The sequence below is a fragment of the Emticicia agri genome (assembly GCF_004168285.1).
GTDB lineage: Bacteria > Bacteroidota > Bacteroidia > Cytophagales > Spirosomataceae > Emticicia > Emticicia agri.
In genome coordinates, this window is record NZ_SEWF01000009.1 from 157,263 (window position 1) to 171,145 (window position 13,883).

Genomic DNA, 13,883 nt, shown 5'->3' on the forward strand with positions numbered 1-13,883 from the left:
ACTAAAGTGTCAAGTTATTTTCTCTGTCAAAATTACTATTAAACAAGTTTATTTAACAATTACTGTTTCAAACTCTTCAGGTACTCGATACTTTTCGGAACATTCACTAATTCGTTATTGCTTTCGTCTTCAATGAAGAAATGTTTGATACCTACTTTATTTGCCTCTTTAATAATATTCGGCCAGTCTGCTTGTCCTGTACCTAAAACCACATCATTTTCGGCAGGTGTATGACCTGAAAAGTCGCCTTTAATGCCTTTTTTCAAGTCTTTTACGTGCATTAACTTCCAACGATTACCATATTTTTTCAGTAGAGCCACAGGGTCTCCACCACCATGTATGGTCCATAATACGTCCATTTCAAAAGAAACATATTCCGGATTGGTATTTTTAATGATATAATCCATCATTGTGCCATCTTCATAAGGTCTGAACTCATACCCGTGGTCATGATAAGCGAAGGTAATGCCATTTTCTTTGAAAATTTTTCCGGCATAGTTAAAGTCTTCCACAGCCTTTTTAGCTTCTTCTATCGTAAAATTATCGCCTTTGTGAGGTATCCATGCACACATTACATAGGTTGAACCTAAAGTTTTGGCTCTTTTAACCGTTTCCTCGGGGGTTCTTAGTTGCTCGTAACTAATTCCGGTTGATGGGATTTTGATTCCACGGTCATCACACATTTTTTTAAATTCTTCCAATGTAACGCCTTTGGCACCACCACCTTCAATTTCTGTAATTCCTAAAGATTTAATAAGGTCTAATGTTCCGGGAACATCTTTGGGCATCACGTTGCGGTAAGTATAAGTTTGTATGGCAAAAGGAGCCGTGTATAAGGGCTTTTTCTTCTGGGCATTTACTTCCTGTGTAAATAACAGGCTTAACAAACTGTAAAAAATGATTTTTTTCATAGAAAGACAGGCGTTTTACGCCGAGGTTAATTATAGTTATTAAAGGTTTTTCTTTTTCATTTCACTTACGGCATAATTGGCTGCACGAGCGGTGAATGCCATGTAAGTTATTGATGGATTTTGTGTTCCGGTTGAGGTCATACAGGCTCCATCGGTTACAAAAACGTTTTTACACAGATGAAGCGCATTCCACTTATTAAGCATAGATGTTTTAGGGTCATTTCCCATGCGTACTCCGCCCATTTCATGAATATCAGCACCGGGATTTGATTTGGTATCTACAGCTTTAATGTTTCTGAATCCTGCCTTGGTAAACATTTCTGTAAATTGTTCCATATAATCCTGCACCATTTTGGCATCATTATCTGTCCACTCGGCAGATGTAACTAATTGCGGAATACCATAAGGGTCTTTCAGGGTTTCGTGCAGTCTGACATGGTTTTTCTCGATAGGGATACATTCGCCCATCATCCACGAGCTTACACCCCAATGATTATTTATTTTAGGAAAAAGCAGGCTATTTTTCAGGTCTTCACCAATTCCTTCACGACTTGATGAGGAGCCTCTTCCTGCACCTATTCCGGCGGCATAACCTCTCAAAAAGTCCGTTTCCTGCGAAAACAGGTTTCGGAATCGTGGTACATAGCCATTGCTTGGATTTTTTCCATCGGTAGTTTTATCTAAAAAGCCATCATACTCTGCCGATATTTTGCCCCGATAGTTGTGCCAAGCTATAAATTTACCTAAAAGCCCGTTATCGTTACCTAATCCGTTCGGAAAACGATTAGAGATAGAATTGAGCAGAATTAAATTTGAGTTGAGTGCTGAACCATTTACAAAAATAATTCTGGCATAATACTCAATCATTTCTTTGGTATTGGTATCAACTACCCTAACCCCGCTGGCTTTGTTGAGCTTTTCATCAAAAATAATGGAATGAACCGTTGAAAAAGGTCTCAGAGTCATGTTACCTGTTTTAGCCGCCCAGGGCAGAGTAGAAGCATTGCTGCTGAAATAACCACCATACGGGCATCCACGGTTGCAAAGGTTGCGATGCTGGCATTTGGCTCTGCCTTGCTGAGTATGGATAGGCTTAGGGTCGGTTACATGCGCACACCGCCCCTGAATCACATGGCGTTTATTGTCGTATTCTTTGATTAAGACCTTTTTCAGATGTTGTTCTACGCAATTGAGTTCGATGGGTGTAAGAAATTCTCCATCGGGTAATTCCTGTAAACCATCTTTATTTCCTGAAATTCCTGCAAATTTTTCGACATGGCTATACCAGGGAGCAATATCTGCATAACGGATAGGCCAGTCTACTGCAAAACCATCACGCTTCGGTCCTTCAAAATCCAGGTCGCTCCAACGTTGGGTTTGTCTTGCCCACATCAGCGATTTTCCACCCACATGGTATCCACGGGTCCAGGTAAATGGTTTTTCTTCCACAAAAGGCTGGACACCATCTTTTAAGGCAAATGGGAGGGTTTCTTCTCTTAAAAAAGCTGCTCTGCCTTTTGGATATTGGCTTCTGATATCTAAAGGAACTTGTCCACGATGCTCAAAATCCCAGGGATTCATCATGGCCGTAGAATAGTCGGCAATGTGTTTAATATCACGTCCACGCTCTAATACTATCGTCTTTAAACCTTTCTCACACAATTCTTTAGCAGCCCAGCCACCACTAATACCAGAGCCGATTACGATGGCATCATATGTGTTCTGTTTTTTTGCATCTAAAGCAAGATTTGCCATGTTGGTATGATAGATAATGATGAATAGTTTATTTTTTTACGGGTACACAACCATAGTAGTGACCTGGAGCCATATTGTATTTCAGAAATCCGGTTTGTACATACTCAGAAGTAGTATAACCCAGAATCGTGAGATTTTTTACGAGGCTATAAAAATCCTTTAGTCTGGTATCTTCGTTTTTTTCGAATCCTAATAAAATTTGCTGCTTCTGTTGCGTATCGCAATCATCAAAACTTTTTCCGAATTGTTTCTGAGCCGCTTTTTCAGTAGCAGTCAGGCCATTCTTTATATTTTCTGATACCGTAGGCTCATAGCAATCCTGTAACATTTTCTGTAAAAAAGCGGGTACTCCTAAAGACTTTGCGCCCTTTGTATCCGATTCGGGTATGATGGTTTCTACTATGGTAGCAAGCAGGTGCTGTTCATTGGCCTTGAAATAACGCTGATTCAATTGAAAAGAATGGGTGGTCCAGCCATTGGTAGCCCAGGCAGGAAGAGAGGTAAGCCCACCCAGTGCCAGAGTGAGGTCTCTGATAGCAATACGACGGTTCATAGGGAGAATATTTGGTGGGATAAATTTACTTTAAAATTTAATTCTTTTTAGTTTTTATGAGACAAAATTTAGTTTTGTATAGATAAAATAATACTACTTTTAAAAAGAGGAGAAATTTTGCGCAGAAAGAAAATAATTAAAGCAGATGAATGAATAAATATTTCAGGAAAAACTGTATTATTAACTGGAGTAAAGTGTAACGTAAAAATTCTCTCATTTACCTAATCAAAACTAAGCATTGACTATGACAAAATCATTGAACTGGACCAGAAAAGCATTTAACAGGCATATTGAATTCAAAGACGATAATGGAAATATAGTAAGCACCATTACTTTTAAACTGTTTGAAAGAGATGTAGAGGCCGAACTGAATGGGAAAAAATTCAGGTTCGATGTATATGGTTTCATCAATAAAGAAGTAACGGTTACCGATGAAACTAACCGGGAAGTGGCTAAAATTAATCTGGGTTTCAGAGGTAAAGCTGAAGCGCAATTGGCTAATGGTGAAAAATATGTATGGAAAAGAGCAGATTTCTTTATGAGCGAATGGCAACTTATTCATGACCTGCCATTGACTGATAATGACCCTGTGATTATCAATTACGACCGCAATAGAAATTTTCTGAATCAGGAAGGGAAAATCAGTATTATAGAGCAGGAGGAAAATGCTGAGTTGTTAACCTTAACAGGGTTTTTCATAGGTTTCTATTTTTTGCGGAGACGTGGAAAAGCAGCAGCCATCGGTTTGGGGGTTGCAATGAGTTGATATTGCCAAAAAACAGTTTTTAAACTATTATACCAATTTATCCCGGATAGCTTTGGTGATGGCTTCACCTTTTGAATTGACATGCAATTTCTGATAAATATGTAAAATATGTTTTTCAACGGTATTGATGCTGATATCATAATGATAGGCGATGAGTTTGTAACTGTCGCCTTCTACCAACCTTTGCAGAACCTCTACTTCCCGATTGGTTAATTCATAAGGGTTGACCTTTGGTTCCTGAAAACTGGAAAGAACTTTCAGTGCAATAGATGGGCTCATGGCACTACCTCCCTGATACACCTCTTTGATGCTTTGAATAATTTTATCTCCGGCGGTTTTTTTTAGTAAATAACCTACTGCTCCAGCTTTGATGGCTTCAAAAATCCGGTTTGTATCTTCAAAAACAGTGAGCATCAGTATTTTAGGCACTTTTGTTAATTTTTTAGATACCAGCCTTGTGGCTTCTATTCCGGTCATGTAAGGCATTTCTATATCCATCATAATTACGTCGGGTTGCTCTGTGCTTATGTCTTCTAATATATTGGTCGGGTCCTGATGTGAACCTACCAGCACCATTTCTTCACATGATTCAATCACCCAAACCAAAGTTTCGTTCAATTGAGCATTATCTTCGTAAATAGAAACTCTTATCATAGCTGCGGTCTTAAATTATTTTTTAGCAAAAATAAAGGATTTAGTATTACTGATAAATGACGGATTTATGTGATAGAAAAACTGAGTTTTATGAGAGAACCGGATTGTGGATTGGAAAGGATATCGATTTTAGCTCCCATTTCAGCAGCACGCAATTTCATGTTCTTAAGTCCGTTTCTGGTGGTGCTTGCTAATGTATCAAAGCCTTTGCCATTGTCTTCAACCGTAACCGAAATGTCTTTTTTGTCTTTCACAAAATGCACGTTTGCTTTACTGGCCTCTGAATATTTAATGAGGTTATTGATGGCTTCCTTGATAATCAGATAAAGGTTTCTTCTGATTTCCATCGGCAAAGCCAGGTTTTCAATGTCCTCATCTACCTTAAAATCAAAAGAAATATTTTTTGATTCAGCTAAAGGCAAAGCATATTCTCTCAGCCGCAGTAAAATGCCTTGTAATGAATCATGCACCGGATTAACCGACCAGATGATTTCATCAACCGATTCCATGACGTGCTGAGAGTCCGAATGAATTTTTGAGAACATTCGGTTACTTCCTTCGTTCGTTTGAATAATATGCTGGTTTTTAGCCATTCCACTTATCAATAAAATACTACTTAGCGTACTCCCGATTTCATCATGCAGGTCAGAAGCTATTCTATTGCATAGTTTTTCGGCCTCCTGTAAACGTTTGAGTTTATTCCGGTTAAGTATCAATATGGTAAAGACCCCTGCTAACAATAACAATAAGACACTCCCGAAAGTTATACCCTTATTCTGTAATGAAGCATTGGCATTTTTTTCATTCAGCAGTGCTATTTCCTGTTCCTTTTGCTTGGTTTCATACTTGGTTTGGAGTTCTTCTGTATTTTTAGCAGTTTCTAATTTAAAGGTGGAATCCTTCGCTGTTTCAGAAGCTAATTTATACTCATAGGCTTTTTCATACTGCCTGGTGTCAGCATAGAAGACGGAAAGATTTTCATTGATGCTATAAAACATATATATATCTTTCGATTCTTTGGCTAATGCCAGCGCTTCTAAGTAATATTTTTCGGCAAGTTCATTCTTATGCTGTTTAGCATATAAATCCCCCAGATTCTGATAAACTATTTTTAACGATTGATTTGCCTCTAATTCTTTAATTAATTTTTCACTTTTTTTGAGGTAAGCTTCTGCTTTTCCAAACTCATTTTTTGCAAAATACAGGCGACCTAAATTAGTCAGAAAATCGGTTTGTAATAGGGTATAATCGGCTTCTTCGGCACTTTTTAATCCTCTCAGAAAGCAGGCTATGGCTTCATCCGGTTTCTTCATCAATTCATAAATATTCCCTATACTGTTTTCTGCAATAGCAATGTATATCTTATTATTATTATCAATTTCTATCTGTAGTGCTTTTTTATAATAGACAAGCGCCTCGTCGTATTTTTTATAGTGTTGCAGGTTGTTGGCAATGCGGTCGTATGGACTACTTTTAAGTGGTTTTAGCTTATTCTTTTCCTGAAAATCTATCAGATCCATCGCATATTTTGTGGCTTTTTCACGGTCGCCATTAGCGCCATACGCTATGCTGATATTGTTTAGAGCGTTCTGATAGGTTCTTTTGGGTAATTTATATGTATCAATAATCTCAGCACATTTCAGAAAATAATCAAGTGCTACATCATAATTCTGTTTTGAATACGCCAGAAAACCTCTTGAGTTCATTGCCCGGTAAAAACCTGTTCCGTAGTTCAGTTTTTTACTTAAAGCTTCTAAGGCAGTAATGCCTGAATCTGCTGTGGCATATTTACCATGCTGAATTTTCTGGAAAGTAAATTCACTGAGTGCCTGCACATACACGGTATCCTGCTTTTCGGTTTTTAAAAAGACCGTAAGAGAATCGATAGTTTTGGGGTATTGCGCAAAAGACAGATAGGAGGTGCTAAAGCACAAACAAGTGAAGAACACGAAGGTTTTTTTCATAACAGGTATCAGGCATGTATCATAAATGTAGCGCACTGATACAAAAATAAGATTTTTTATCAGAAAACCTTCGCTTATATCAATAAGCAATAAATATAGAATGATATAATCCTTTAAAGCCAGATTACTTCAATCACTTCTTCTTTGGTAACCACCGTCGTGTGTTTTACCTTGGAATTGCGTTTAAGTACAATAGAATTGTGTCTTACTTTCTGGGCATCTTGCGAAAGTACAAGAAAAGGGGTTTTCTTGTAAAAAACTGCAATCGTTTCACCTTCTTTTACAGCAATTTCTACCTGTTGGTCATTTTCAGCTACTGAAATAGTGCGGGTTATATTTCGTGTTTCTAATGGCTCTCTTGCTGGATTTTGCATTAAGTCTATAGCTTTTGACGCATTAGGGATACCAAACCCTATAAAATTATTGCCAAAAGGATATAAACTGGAAGACTTTTGAAGATAGCCTTTAATTTCTTTATTGGTCAGTTTAGGATTGGCCTGTAACATACAGGCAATAAATCCGGTTATAACCGGAGCCGCCAGAGAGGTTCCATAGAGTGAGTAACAAGCTACATTGGGCTTTACATAATCTAAAAAATCAGGGCCTATACTACTGTAACCCATTTTAAGACCTGCTTCATTGGTGGCTCCTACGGCAATGGTTCCTTCCACATCGGCAGGAGTTGAAATAATCCGCCAGTCCCGGTCATCGCCTTCATTTCCGGCTGACACAACTACAATCATTCCTTTTTCTTCCGTGGCCATTTTGGCAGCACGGGCTATGATACTTGTGCTGCCATTCATTTGTTCAGGTTTATAATCTTCTTTAGAATTAGAAAAACCTTTGGCATAGCCCAAAGAGGTGTTTATGAGCCGAACGCCCAAACTATCCATCCATTCCATAGCGGCTACCCAATTGTCTTCTTCACCTCTAAACTCCCGGCCTCCGGTATCGGTTCTTGCCAGGTAAAAATTTGCCTGTGTTGCCAGACCTAATAGTAATTTATTATCCTGTGACTTACCAGTAATAGCTGCCAGAACCTCGGTGCCATGAAAATCTGAAGAAGTTTCTCTCTCATCAAAATGATTCGTTTTTTTAGGATTAATGTAATCATGTATGCCTAAAATTCTGTTTTCAGTAAATAAGTGACCTAAAGCCGGAGACTCGCTGACACCATAATATCCGGCATCTATTACGCCAATCGTAACGCCTTTCCCGTTTAGTCCTGCTTGCAGAAACCCCTCAATGCCTACCTGTTTCATCACAAAATCAACTCTCAAATCATCTTTTGATTTCAGAGGTTCAAGCGTAGGACTGGTCTTAGCTAAGATTAATTTGCTATCTATCGGAACGATTTCCTGAACAAAAAAAAGGCTTTTGGTGTATTGTAACTGTGAGGGAGTAAGATAAGTAGAAATGCCATTCAGCCATCTGGTTTGGTTAATAACTGATATACCTTGGGCTTGCAGTTGGCTGATATATGTTTTATTGACCGGAAAATCGCTTGCCTGAATTTCAGGAATACCCAGCGTTTTTCTGTTTTCTTTACATTTCTCTGAAATAGCAGCTTTTGTATTTAATTCTTTATCTTTGAAAAGAACCCAGTATTTTTGCTGCGAATAGCCCTGTAAAGAAACAAAAACGAATAAAAAAAAGTTAATCAAAAATTGTCCAACCCTTGTCATGCCCAAACGATAATTCATAATATTGAAGATATGATACCTGCTTTATGAGATGAATCTCAGCAGAATATCATTAAAATTTTAATACAGTACTAAATTTGATTGATAAATTTAGCTAAAAATACTGATATAATAACCCAAGCGATTAAGCTTACCTATAAAATCACCCAATATGCGTTACGAACCCATTGATTCAACCTTGTTTTTGAGCAACCGCAAACGCCTTAATTCTTTATTAAAACCTAAATCGATGGTAATTGTTTTGTCGAACGATGTGATTCCGAGTAATGCCGACGGTACATTAGGTTTCAGGCAAAATAACGATTTTTTCTATTTAACAGGTATTGACCAGGAAGAAAGTATTCTGATTTTGTTTCCTGATTTTATTGATGAAAATTTCAGGGAGATATTATTACTGCGTGAAACCAGTGAACATATAAAAACGTGGGAGGGTGAAAAACTGACCAAAGCGAAAGCAACTACAATTTCGGACATTAATAAAGTTGTCTGGACAAGCAGTTTTGAGTCTATACTTCGGAAACTTGTTTTTGAGGCAGACCAGGTTTACCTAAATATGAATGAGCATGATGGCGCTGACTGGAAATTTCAGAGTCGGGAAAGAAGATTTATTACGGAATTTCAGCAGAAATTCCCGTTGCATCGCCTTGAAAGATTAGCTCCATTGATGCGACAATTAAGGGTAATAAAACAGCCTATTGAGATTGAACTTTTAAAAAAAGCTATTGATATATCCGCAAAAGGTTTCAAAAGAATGGCCAGGTTTTTAAAGCCGAATGTACGAGAGTTTGAACTGGAAGCCGAACTAACACATGAGTTTCTGATGAATCGTTCACGGGGTCATGCTTTTCATCCTATTATGGCTTCAGGAGCAAATGCTTGTGTTTTACATTATATCACCAACAACAATATTTGTAGAGACGGAGAAGTTATATTGTTAGATTTCGGGGCGGAGTATGCCAACTATAATGCTGACATTACCCGTTGTTTACCTGTGAACGGACGATTTACCCAACGCCAGAGACAGGTATATGAGTCGGTATTAAGAATTATGCGTATTGCCCGCAATATGATAGTAAAAGGCAATACCTTGGATAAACTCCGAAAAGATGTAGGCAAGGTAGTAGAAATCGAATTGATAGCGTTAGGGCTTCTGAATAAAGCAGAAGTAGAAAGACAAGACCCTGAAGCACCTCTATACCGAAAGTATTTCCCACATGGAATAGGACACCACTTAGGGCTTGATGTGCATGATGTGGGTAGCAGATATGAAACGTTTAAACCGGGAATGGTTTTTACCTGTGAACCGGGTATTTATATTCCTGAAGAAAATTTAGGTATTCGTTTAGAAAATGATATACTGATTACCCAAAGAGGAAATATAGATTTGATGGAACATATTCCGATTGAAATTGACGAGATAGAAGCGTTAATGAATCATTAGAAACGATACTTACTAAAAATAAACTTTAGGCTATCTTTGCCTTGCTGATAATTTAATGTATAAAAAGATGTTTTCCACCATGCACCCATTCGCCGGGCAACCAATGATGAGGTTTTATTGCATAGCTTTATTAATTCTTATTTCGAATGTATTATTAGCCCAGAGTGCTGACCAGTTGGTTTTTAAGCAAAAAATGGAATTACCAAAGGGTGAAACCACTGCTCAGTCGGCCATAACTATTGCTCAGTCTTTTATCGGACAAGCCTATAAAGCGGGCACGCTTGATGTACCAACAAAAGAGCAATTAGTCTGTAATCTGAAAGATTTTGATTGCTGGACATTTGTAGAAACTGTTTCAGCAATGGCTGTTACCAAACATTCTTCTAAACCCGATTTTGCCGTTTTTCTGAATAACTTAAAGAAATTGAGGTATCGTGATGGTAAAATAGATGGGTATGCTTCCCGGTTGCATTATTTTAAAGAATGGGCAATAAGAGCCGAGGAGAATAAAATTGTACAGGATATGAGCGAAATGATAGGGGGCATTCCTGCTGAAAAAGAAATCAATTTTATGACCAGACACCGTGATTTGTACCCACATCTGCAAAGTAGTGAAACCTTTTCAGCCGTGGCAAACTACGAAAATCATCTGAATAAATACGATTTTTATTACATACCTAAAGCCAATGTAAGGAAAATTGAAAGCCAGATTCAAGATGGCGACATAATAGCTATCACCTCAAATATAGAAGGGCTCGATTTTAATCACGAAGGTTTTGCTTTCAGAAAAAACGGCAGAATTCACTTACTGCATGCCTCTCAGGAAATGAAAAAGATAATAATTTCTGTTGAACCTTTAGCAGATTACCTCAACCGATTCAAAAAACATTCAGGCATAGCAGTAGTAAGGTTATTATAATAGCCTTTTAAAAGCCTGCCGCAAATTTCGGATTTGCGGCAGGCTGGTTTTACTCTATCACCTGTCCGTCTTTCATAACCATTTTTACATTCCTTACTGCTTTGATATTATCGGCAGGATTTCCTTCTACAATTACTATATCAGCCAATAGTCCGGCTTTAATTCTTCCTACCTGTTTTTCTATATGAAACGCATCTGCATTGATACTGGTGGCAGATTTCAGCGCCTCAATGGGTTTCATGCCATACTCTACTAACATTTCTATTTCACGGGCATTGTCGCCATGTGCAAAAACACCTACATCACCACCCATACATATTTTTACACCAGACTTTATTATTTCTTTAAAGGCTTCTTTTTTCTGTTTGATTCTTTCGGGGTCAGGGTCAATCCCCTTTTTCCAGCCACGGTATTGAAGCAAAGCATCACCTGCGGCTAAAGTAGGGCAGAGATACACATTTTTCTCTACCATCAGTTTCCAGATTTCAGGCGTACCACCGTCGCCGTGTTCTATAGTTTCTACACCACCCAATATAGCCCTTCTCATGCCTTCAGCTGTAGAGGCATGGGCAACCGTTGGCCTGCCTGAACTTTTAGCCGTGGCTACCACCAGTTTAATCTCATCAAGTGTAAAGGTTGGCGCAGCTTCACCTCTCAGTCCCCATCGATAATCGGCATAGATTTTAATCAGGTCAGCACCTCTACCAATCTGATTTCTTACTTTTTTTATTAAATCATCGTGTCCGTCAGCTTCCTCAGCACCTTGTGGTACCGAAATGTCAGAGGCAAATCCTTTGGGAGCATAGCTACCGGTCGCTACTAATGCTTTGGTGGCAATTAACAGACGAGGGCCTTGTACGACTTGCTCACTTATAGCCATTTTTAATCCTACGTCATCGAATTCTGCGCCCTCAGTACCTAAGTCTCTTGCCGTGGTAAATCCGGCTTTCAATGTTCTTTCAGCATGTTTTATGGCTCTGGCTGTGCGGTATGAACGAGGTTCTTTTAAAACCTGGTCATCCCAGGAGGTTTCATTATAGGGGTGAAGAAATAAATGCGTATGCCCTTCAATCATTCCGGGTAATAACGTGCAGTTTTTAAATTCTAAAATGCTAACCTCTTTGTTAAGATTTTTTTCAATGTCTGTTTGTAGAGCTACCTGTTCTATTTTATTGTTTTTAACAAGCACCCCGTAATTTTCGAGTATTCTTTCTCCATCAAATACGCTGGCAGGTTTCAGATAAATAGTTTTTTGGGCAATTGAATTGATAAATAGCAGAAAGATTAAAGGAATAGTAATGAGTATAGATTTTTTCATAGAAATTGGTGTTTTGTTTTAAACATATTTTTTAGTCACAGACTCATTAGATAACTACCGCCGGAACCATCTCAGACCTATCATACCCACTACTATAAACAGAAGACCCATAGCGATTTTAAAAGTTGTTACTCCCGGGAAAAAAAGACTAATGGTAAGAATGATAATGCCACAGGCAATAGCCACATAGCTGGCATAGACAGTAAGTTTGTTTTTATCCATGTATAGGTAGGTTAGGGTATAAAATTGAAATTTATCCAAAAATAAAATTTTATTTATTTCTTTTATCTAAAATTTACATTTTTACAGAATAATATTTATATCATGCTTATTGCAATCGGAGGTGTCAGTCGGTCTGGCAAAAGTACCTTAGCTAATCTTTTGGTAACCTATTTCCGCAAAAACGGAAAAAAGGCTATTATTTTCCATCAGGACGATTTTGTTTACCCCGAAACACAGATTCCTAAAATAAAAAACCGCACCGATTGGGAGTCGCCACATTCTATTGATTTTGAGTTGTTTAAAGAGGTGCTGATTCTTTTCAGGGAAAAATTTGATGTAGTAATTGCCGAAGGATTATTTGCTTTTTATGATGAATCTGCCACCGGGCTTTTTGATAAAAAACTATTTGTGAAAATCTCGAAAAGAACTTTTTTAATCAGAAAATCAATGGATACCAGATGGGGGTATGAGCCAACCTGGTTTATAGACCATATTTGGCATTCGTTTCAGAAGTATGGCAGACCATCGGCAGAATTAAAAAATATAATGACCATAAGTGGAGAAGATGAATTTGATATGGAAAAAGTAATTAAATACCTGGATAAATAAAATGTTGGAATGGCTGCTCTAAAAGCATTTTTTCGAAGTTTAACTTTTGAATTTGTATGATTTAACAGACCTTTGCACTCTCATTAAAAATCAGCTCAATGAATCTTATAGACGGAAAATTAATTTCGGCTCAGGTCAAACAAGAACTAAAAATAGAAGTAGAGAAGCAAATAGCCGAAGGCGGCAAAATTCCGCATCTGGCAGCAATATTAGTAGGAAGCAATGGTTCAAGTGAAACGTATGTGGCAAGTAAAATCAGATCCTGCGAAGAAATAGGCTTTAAATCTACCCTTATACGTAGAGACGACAGTATTACGGAAGAGGAATTATTAGAAGTTATTCAGCAATTAAATGAAGATGATGATATTGATGGCTTTATTGTTCAATTGCCGCTTCCTCCACAAATCAATGTCGAAAAGGTAATCGAATCAATAGAGCCAAGAAAAGACGTAGATGGGTTTCATCCAATCAATATCGGAAGAATGGCTAAAGGGTTACCTGCCTATATTTCGGCTACACCATTTGGAGTGTTAGAGCTTATTAAGAGGTATAATATAGAAACTGCGGGTAAGCATTGTGTGGTTGTGGGCAGAAGCCAGATTGTAGGCTTACCTATGAGCATACTCATGCAAAGAAATACTTATCCGGGCAACTGCACGGTTTCGTTGGTACATAGTCGTACACAAAATTTAGCTGAAATTACACGTCAGGCTGATATTCTGATTGCTGCTTTGGGTAAGCCTGAATTTATTACGGCTGATATGGTAAAAGAGGGAGCGGTAGTAATTGATGTTGGTTTAACACGAATCGTTGATGAAACAAAAAAGAGCGGATTTGCCTTAAAAGGTGATGTGAAATTTGATGAAGTAGCACCTAAAAGCAGTTTTATAACGCCTGTGCCCGGCGGAGTAGGGTTAATGACCGTAGCTGCTTTGATGTACAATACCTTACTTTCTGCCAGAAAAGAGATTTATCAATAATAGAAAGGGTAGCAATGCCAGAAACTATTTGCCAAGCAATAACGAAGGCTATAAAATAATAATAGAGGCTTTACCGGAGTAAGGCCTC

At 38.0% G+C, this 13,883-nt stretch carries 13 protein-coding genes; 5 read left to right on the forward strand and 8 right to left on the reverse strand.

All coding sequences use genetic code 11. The annotated features are described in order from the left end of the window. Positions 1–59: 59 nt before the first annotated feature. From EWM59_RS08385 to EWM59_RS08395, 3 genes are read right to left on the reverse strand one after another with little or no spacing between them, the layout of a single operon-like run. Positions 60–911: a sugar phosphate isomerase/epimerase family protein gene (locus EWM59_RS08385; RefSeq protein WP_130020510.1), complete on the reverse strand. Its 852-nt coding sequence runs from the start codon at positions 909–911 to the stop codon at positions 60–62. Positions 912–950: 39 nt separating this feature from the next. Further along, a complete protein-coding gene (locus tag EWM59_RS08390; protein ID WP_130020511.1) occupies positions 951–2,666 on the reverse strand; it encodes a GMC oxidoreductase in 1,716 nt (571 codons plus the stop codon). A gap of 28 nt (positions 2,667–2,694) precedes the next feature. Then, positions 2,695–3,219, reverse strand: coding sequence for a gluconate 2-dehydrogenase subunit 3 family protein (locus EWM59_RS08395; RefSeq protein ID WP_130020512.1), 525 nt, complete (start codon positions 3,217–3,219; stop codon positions 2,695–2,697). A 244-nt stretch (positions 3,220–3,463) separates the two neighbouring features. Between EWM59_RS08395 and EWM59_RS08400 the strand changes: the two genes are divergently transcribed. Continuing rightward, positions 3,464–3,985: a hypothetical protein gene (locus EWM59_RS08400; RefSeq protein ID WP_130020513.1), complete on the forward strand. Its 522-nt coding sequence runs from the start codon at positions 3,464–3,466 to the stop codon at positions 3,983–3,985. A 27-nt stretch (positions 3,986–4,012) separates the two neighbouring features. On the opposite strand, the gene EWM59_RS08405 is transcribed toward EWM59_RS08400, so the two are convergent. From EWM59_RS08405 to EWM59_RS08415, 3 genes are all read right to left on the reverse strand, one after another. Continuing rightward, positions 4,013–4,639, reverse strand: coding sequence for a response regulator transcription factor (locus tag EWM59_RS08405; protein WP_130020514.1), 627 nt, complete (start codon positions 4,637–4,639; stop codon positions 4,013–4,015). A gap of 65 nt (positions 4,640–4,704) precedes the next feature. Beyond that, a complete protein-coding gene (locus tag EWM59_RS08410) occupies positions 4,705–6,603 on the reverse strand; it encodes a tetratricopeptide repeat-containing sensor histidine kinase (protein WP_130020515.1) in 1,899 nt (632 codons plus the stop codon). Between the two features lie 113 nt (positions 6,604–6,716). Beyond that, on the reverse strand, positions 6,717–8,306 hold the full coding sequence (locus EWM59_RS08415) for a S8 family serine peptidase (RefSeq protein WP_229239315.1): 1,590 nt from the start codon (positions 8,304–8,306) through the stop codon (positions 6,717–6,719). 151 nt (positions 8,307–8,457) lie between these two features. Between EWM59_RS08415 and EWM59_RS08420 the strand changes: the two genes are divergently transcribed. Beyond that, entirely contained in the window at positions 8,458–9,747 is a 1,290-nt protein-coding gene (locus EWM59_RS08420; protein WP_130020516.1) for an aminopeptidase P N-terminal domain-containing protein, read from the forward strand. 67 nt (positions 9,748–9,814) lie between these two features. Continuing rightward, entirely contained in the window at positions 9,815–10,666 is an 852-nt protein-coding gene (locus EWM59_RS08425; RefSeq protein ID WP_229239316.1) for an N-acetylmuramoyl-L-alanine amidase-like domain-containing protein, read from the forward strand. A 49-nt stretch (positions 10,667–10,715) separates the two neighbouring features. Here EWM59_RS08425 and EWM59_RS08430 read toward each other — a convergent pair whose 3' ends face one another. Together EWM59_RS08430 and EWM59_RS27595 are read right to left on the reverse strand one after the other, a co-directional pair. After that, the gene (locus EWM59_RS08430; RefSeq protein WP_130020517.1) at positions 10,716–11,984 is read right to left on the reverse strand and encodes a metal-dependent hydrolase family protein; all 1,269 of its coding nucleotides are present in this window, start codon (positions 11,982–11,984) and stop codon (positions 10,716–10,718) included. 54 nt (positions 11,985–12,038) lie between these two features. Further along, positions 12,039–12,206 carry a hypothetical protein gene (locus tag EWM59_RS27595; RefSeq protein WP_165372142.1) on the reverse strand — a complete coding sequence of 56 codons (168 nt, stop codon included), beginning with the start codon at positions 12,204–12,206 and terminating at the stop codon, positions 12,039–12,041. Between the two features lie 102 nt (positions 12,207–12,308). Here EWM59_RS27595 and EWM59_RS08435 point away from each other — a divergent pair, with 102 nt between their 5' ends. Then, the gene (locus EWM59_RS08435) at positions 12,309–12,815 is read left to right on the forward strand and encodes a uridine kinase family protein (RefSeq protein WP_130020518.1); all 507 of its coding nucleotides are present in this window, start codon (positions 12,309–12,311) and stop codon (positions 12,813–12,815) included. Positions 12,816–12,913: 98 nt separating this feature from the next. Next, positions 12,914–13,795 carry a bifunctional 5,10-methylenetetrahydrofolate dehydrogenase/5,10-methenyltetrahydrofolate cyclohydrolase gene (locus tag EWM59_RS08440; RefSeq protein ID WP_130020519.1) on the forward strand — a complete coding sequence of 294 codons (882 nt, stop codon included), beginning with the start codon at positions 12,914–12,916 and terminating at the stop codon, positions 13,793–13,795. Positions 13,796–13,883 lie beyond the last annotated feature (88 nt).

What these genes read in the sequence shown, in the direction of transcription:
- EWM59_RS08385 (WP_130020510.1), bottom strand. Translation starts at nt 911, where the DNA reads ATGAAAAAAATCATTTTTTACAGTTTGTTAAGCCTGTTATTTACACAG.
- EWM59_RS08390 (WP_130020511.1), bottom strand. Translation starts at nt 2,666, where the DNA reads ATGGCAAATCTTGCTTTAGATGCAAAAAAACAGAACACATATGATGCC.
- EWM59_RS08395 (WP_130020512.1), bottom strand. Translation starts at nt 3,219, where the DNA reads ATGAACCGTCGTATTGCTATCAGAGACCTCACTCTGGCACTGGGTGGG.
- EWM59_RS08400 (WP_130020513.1), top strand. Translation starts at nt 3,464, where the DNA reads ATGACAAAATCATTGAACTGGACCAGAAAAGCATTTAACAGGCATATT.
- EWM59_RS08405 (WP_130020514.1), bottom strand. Translation starts at nt 4,639, where the DNA reads ATGATAAGAGTTTCTATTTACGAAGATAATGCTCAATTGAACGAAACT.
- EWM59_RS08410 (WP_130020515.1), bottom strand. Translation starts at nt 6,603, where the DNA reads ATGAAAAAAACCTTCGTGTTCTTCACTTGTTTGTGCTTTAGCACCTCC.
- EWM59_RS08415 (WP_229239315.1), bottom strand. Translation starts at nt 8,306, where the DNA reads ATGAATTATCGTTTGGGCATGACAAGGGTTGGACAATTTTTGATTAAC.
- EWM59_RS08420 (WP_130020516.1), top strand. Translation starts at nt 8,458, where the DNA reads ATGCGTTACGAACCCATTGATTCAACCTTGTTTTTGAGCAACCGCAAA.
- EWM59_RS08425 (WP_229239316.1), top strand. Translation starts at nt 9,815, where the DNA reads ATGTTTTCCACCATGCACCCATTCGCCGGGCAACCAATGATGAGGTTT.
- EWM59_RS08430 (WP_130020517.1), bottom strand. Translation starts at nt 11,984, where the DNA reads ATGAAAAAATCTATACTCATTACTATTCCTTTAATCTTTCTGCTATTT.
- EWM59_RS27595 (WP_165372142.1), bottom strand. Translation starts at nt 12,206, where the DNA reads ATGGATAAAAACAAACTTACTGTCTATGCCAGCTATGTGGCTATTGCC.
- EWM59_RS08435 (WP_130020518.1), top strand. Translation starts at nt 12,309, where the DNA reads ATGCTTATTGCAATCGGAGGTGTCAGTCGGTCTGGCAAAAGTACCTTA.
- EWM59_RS08440 (WP_130020519.1), top strand. Translation starts at nt 12,914, where the DNA reads ATGAATCTTATAGACGGAAAATTAATTTCGGCTCAGGTCAAACAAGAA.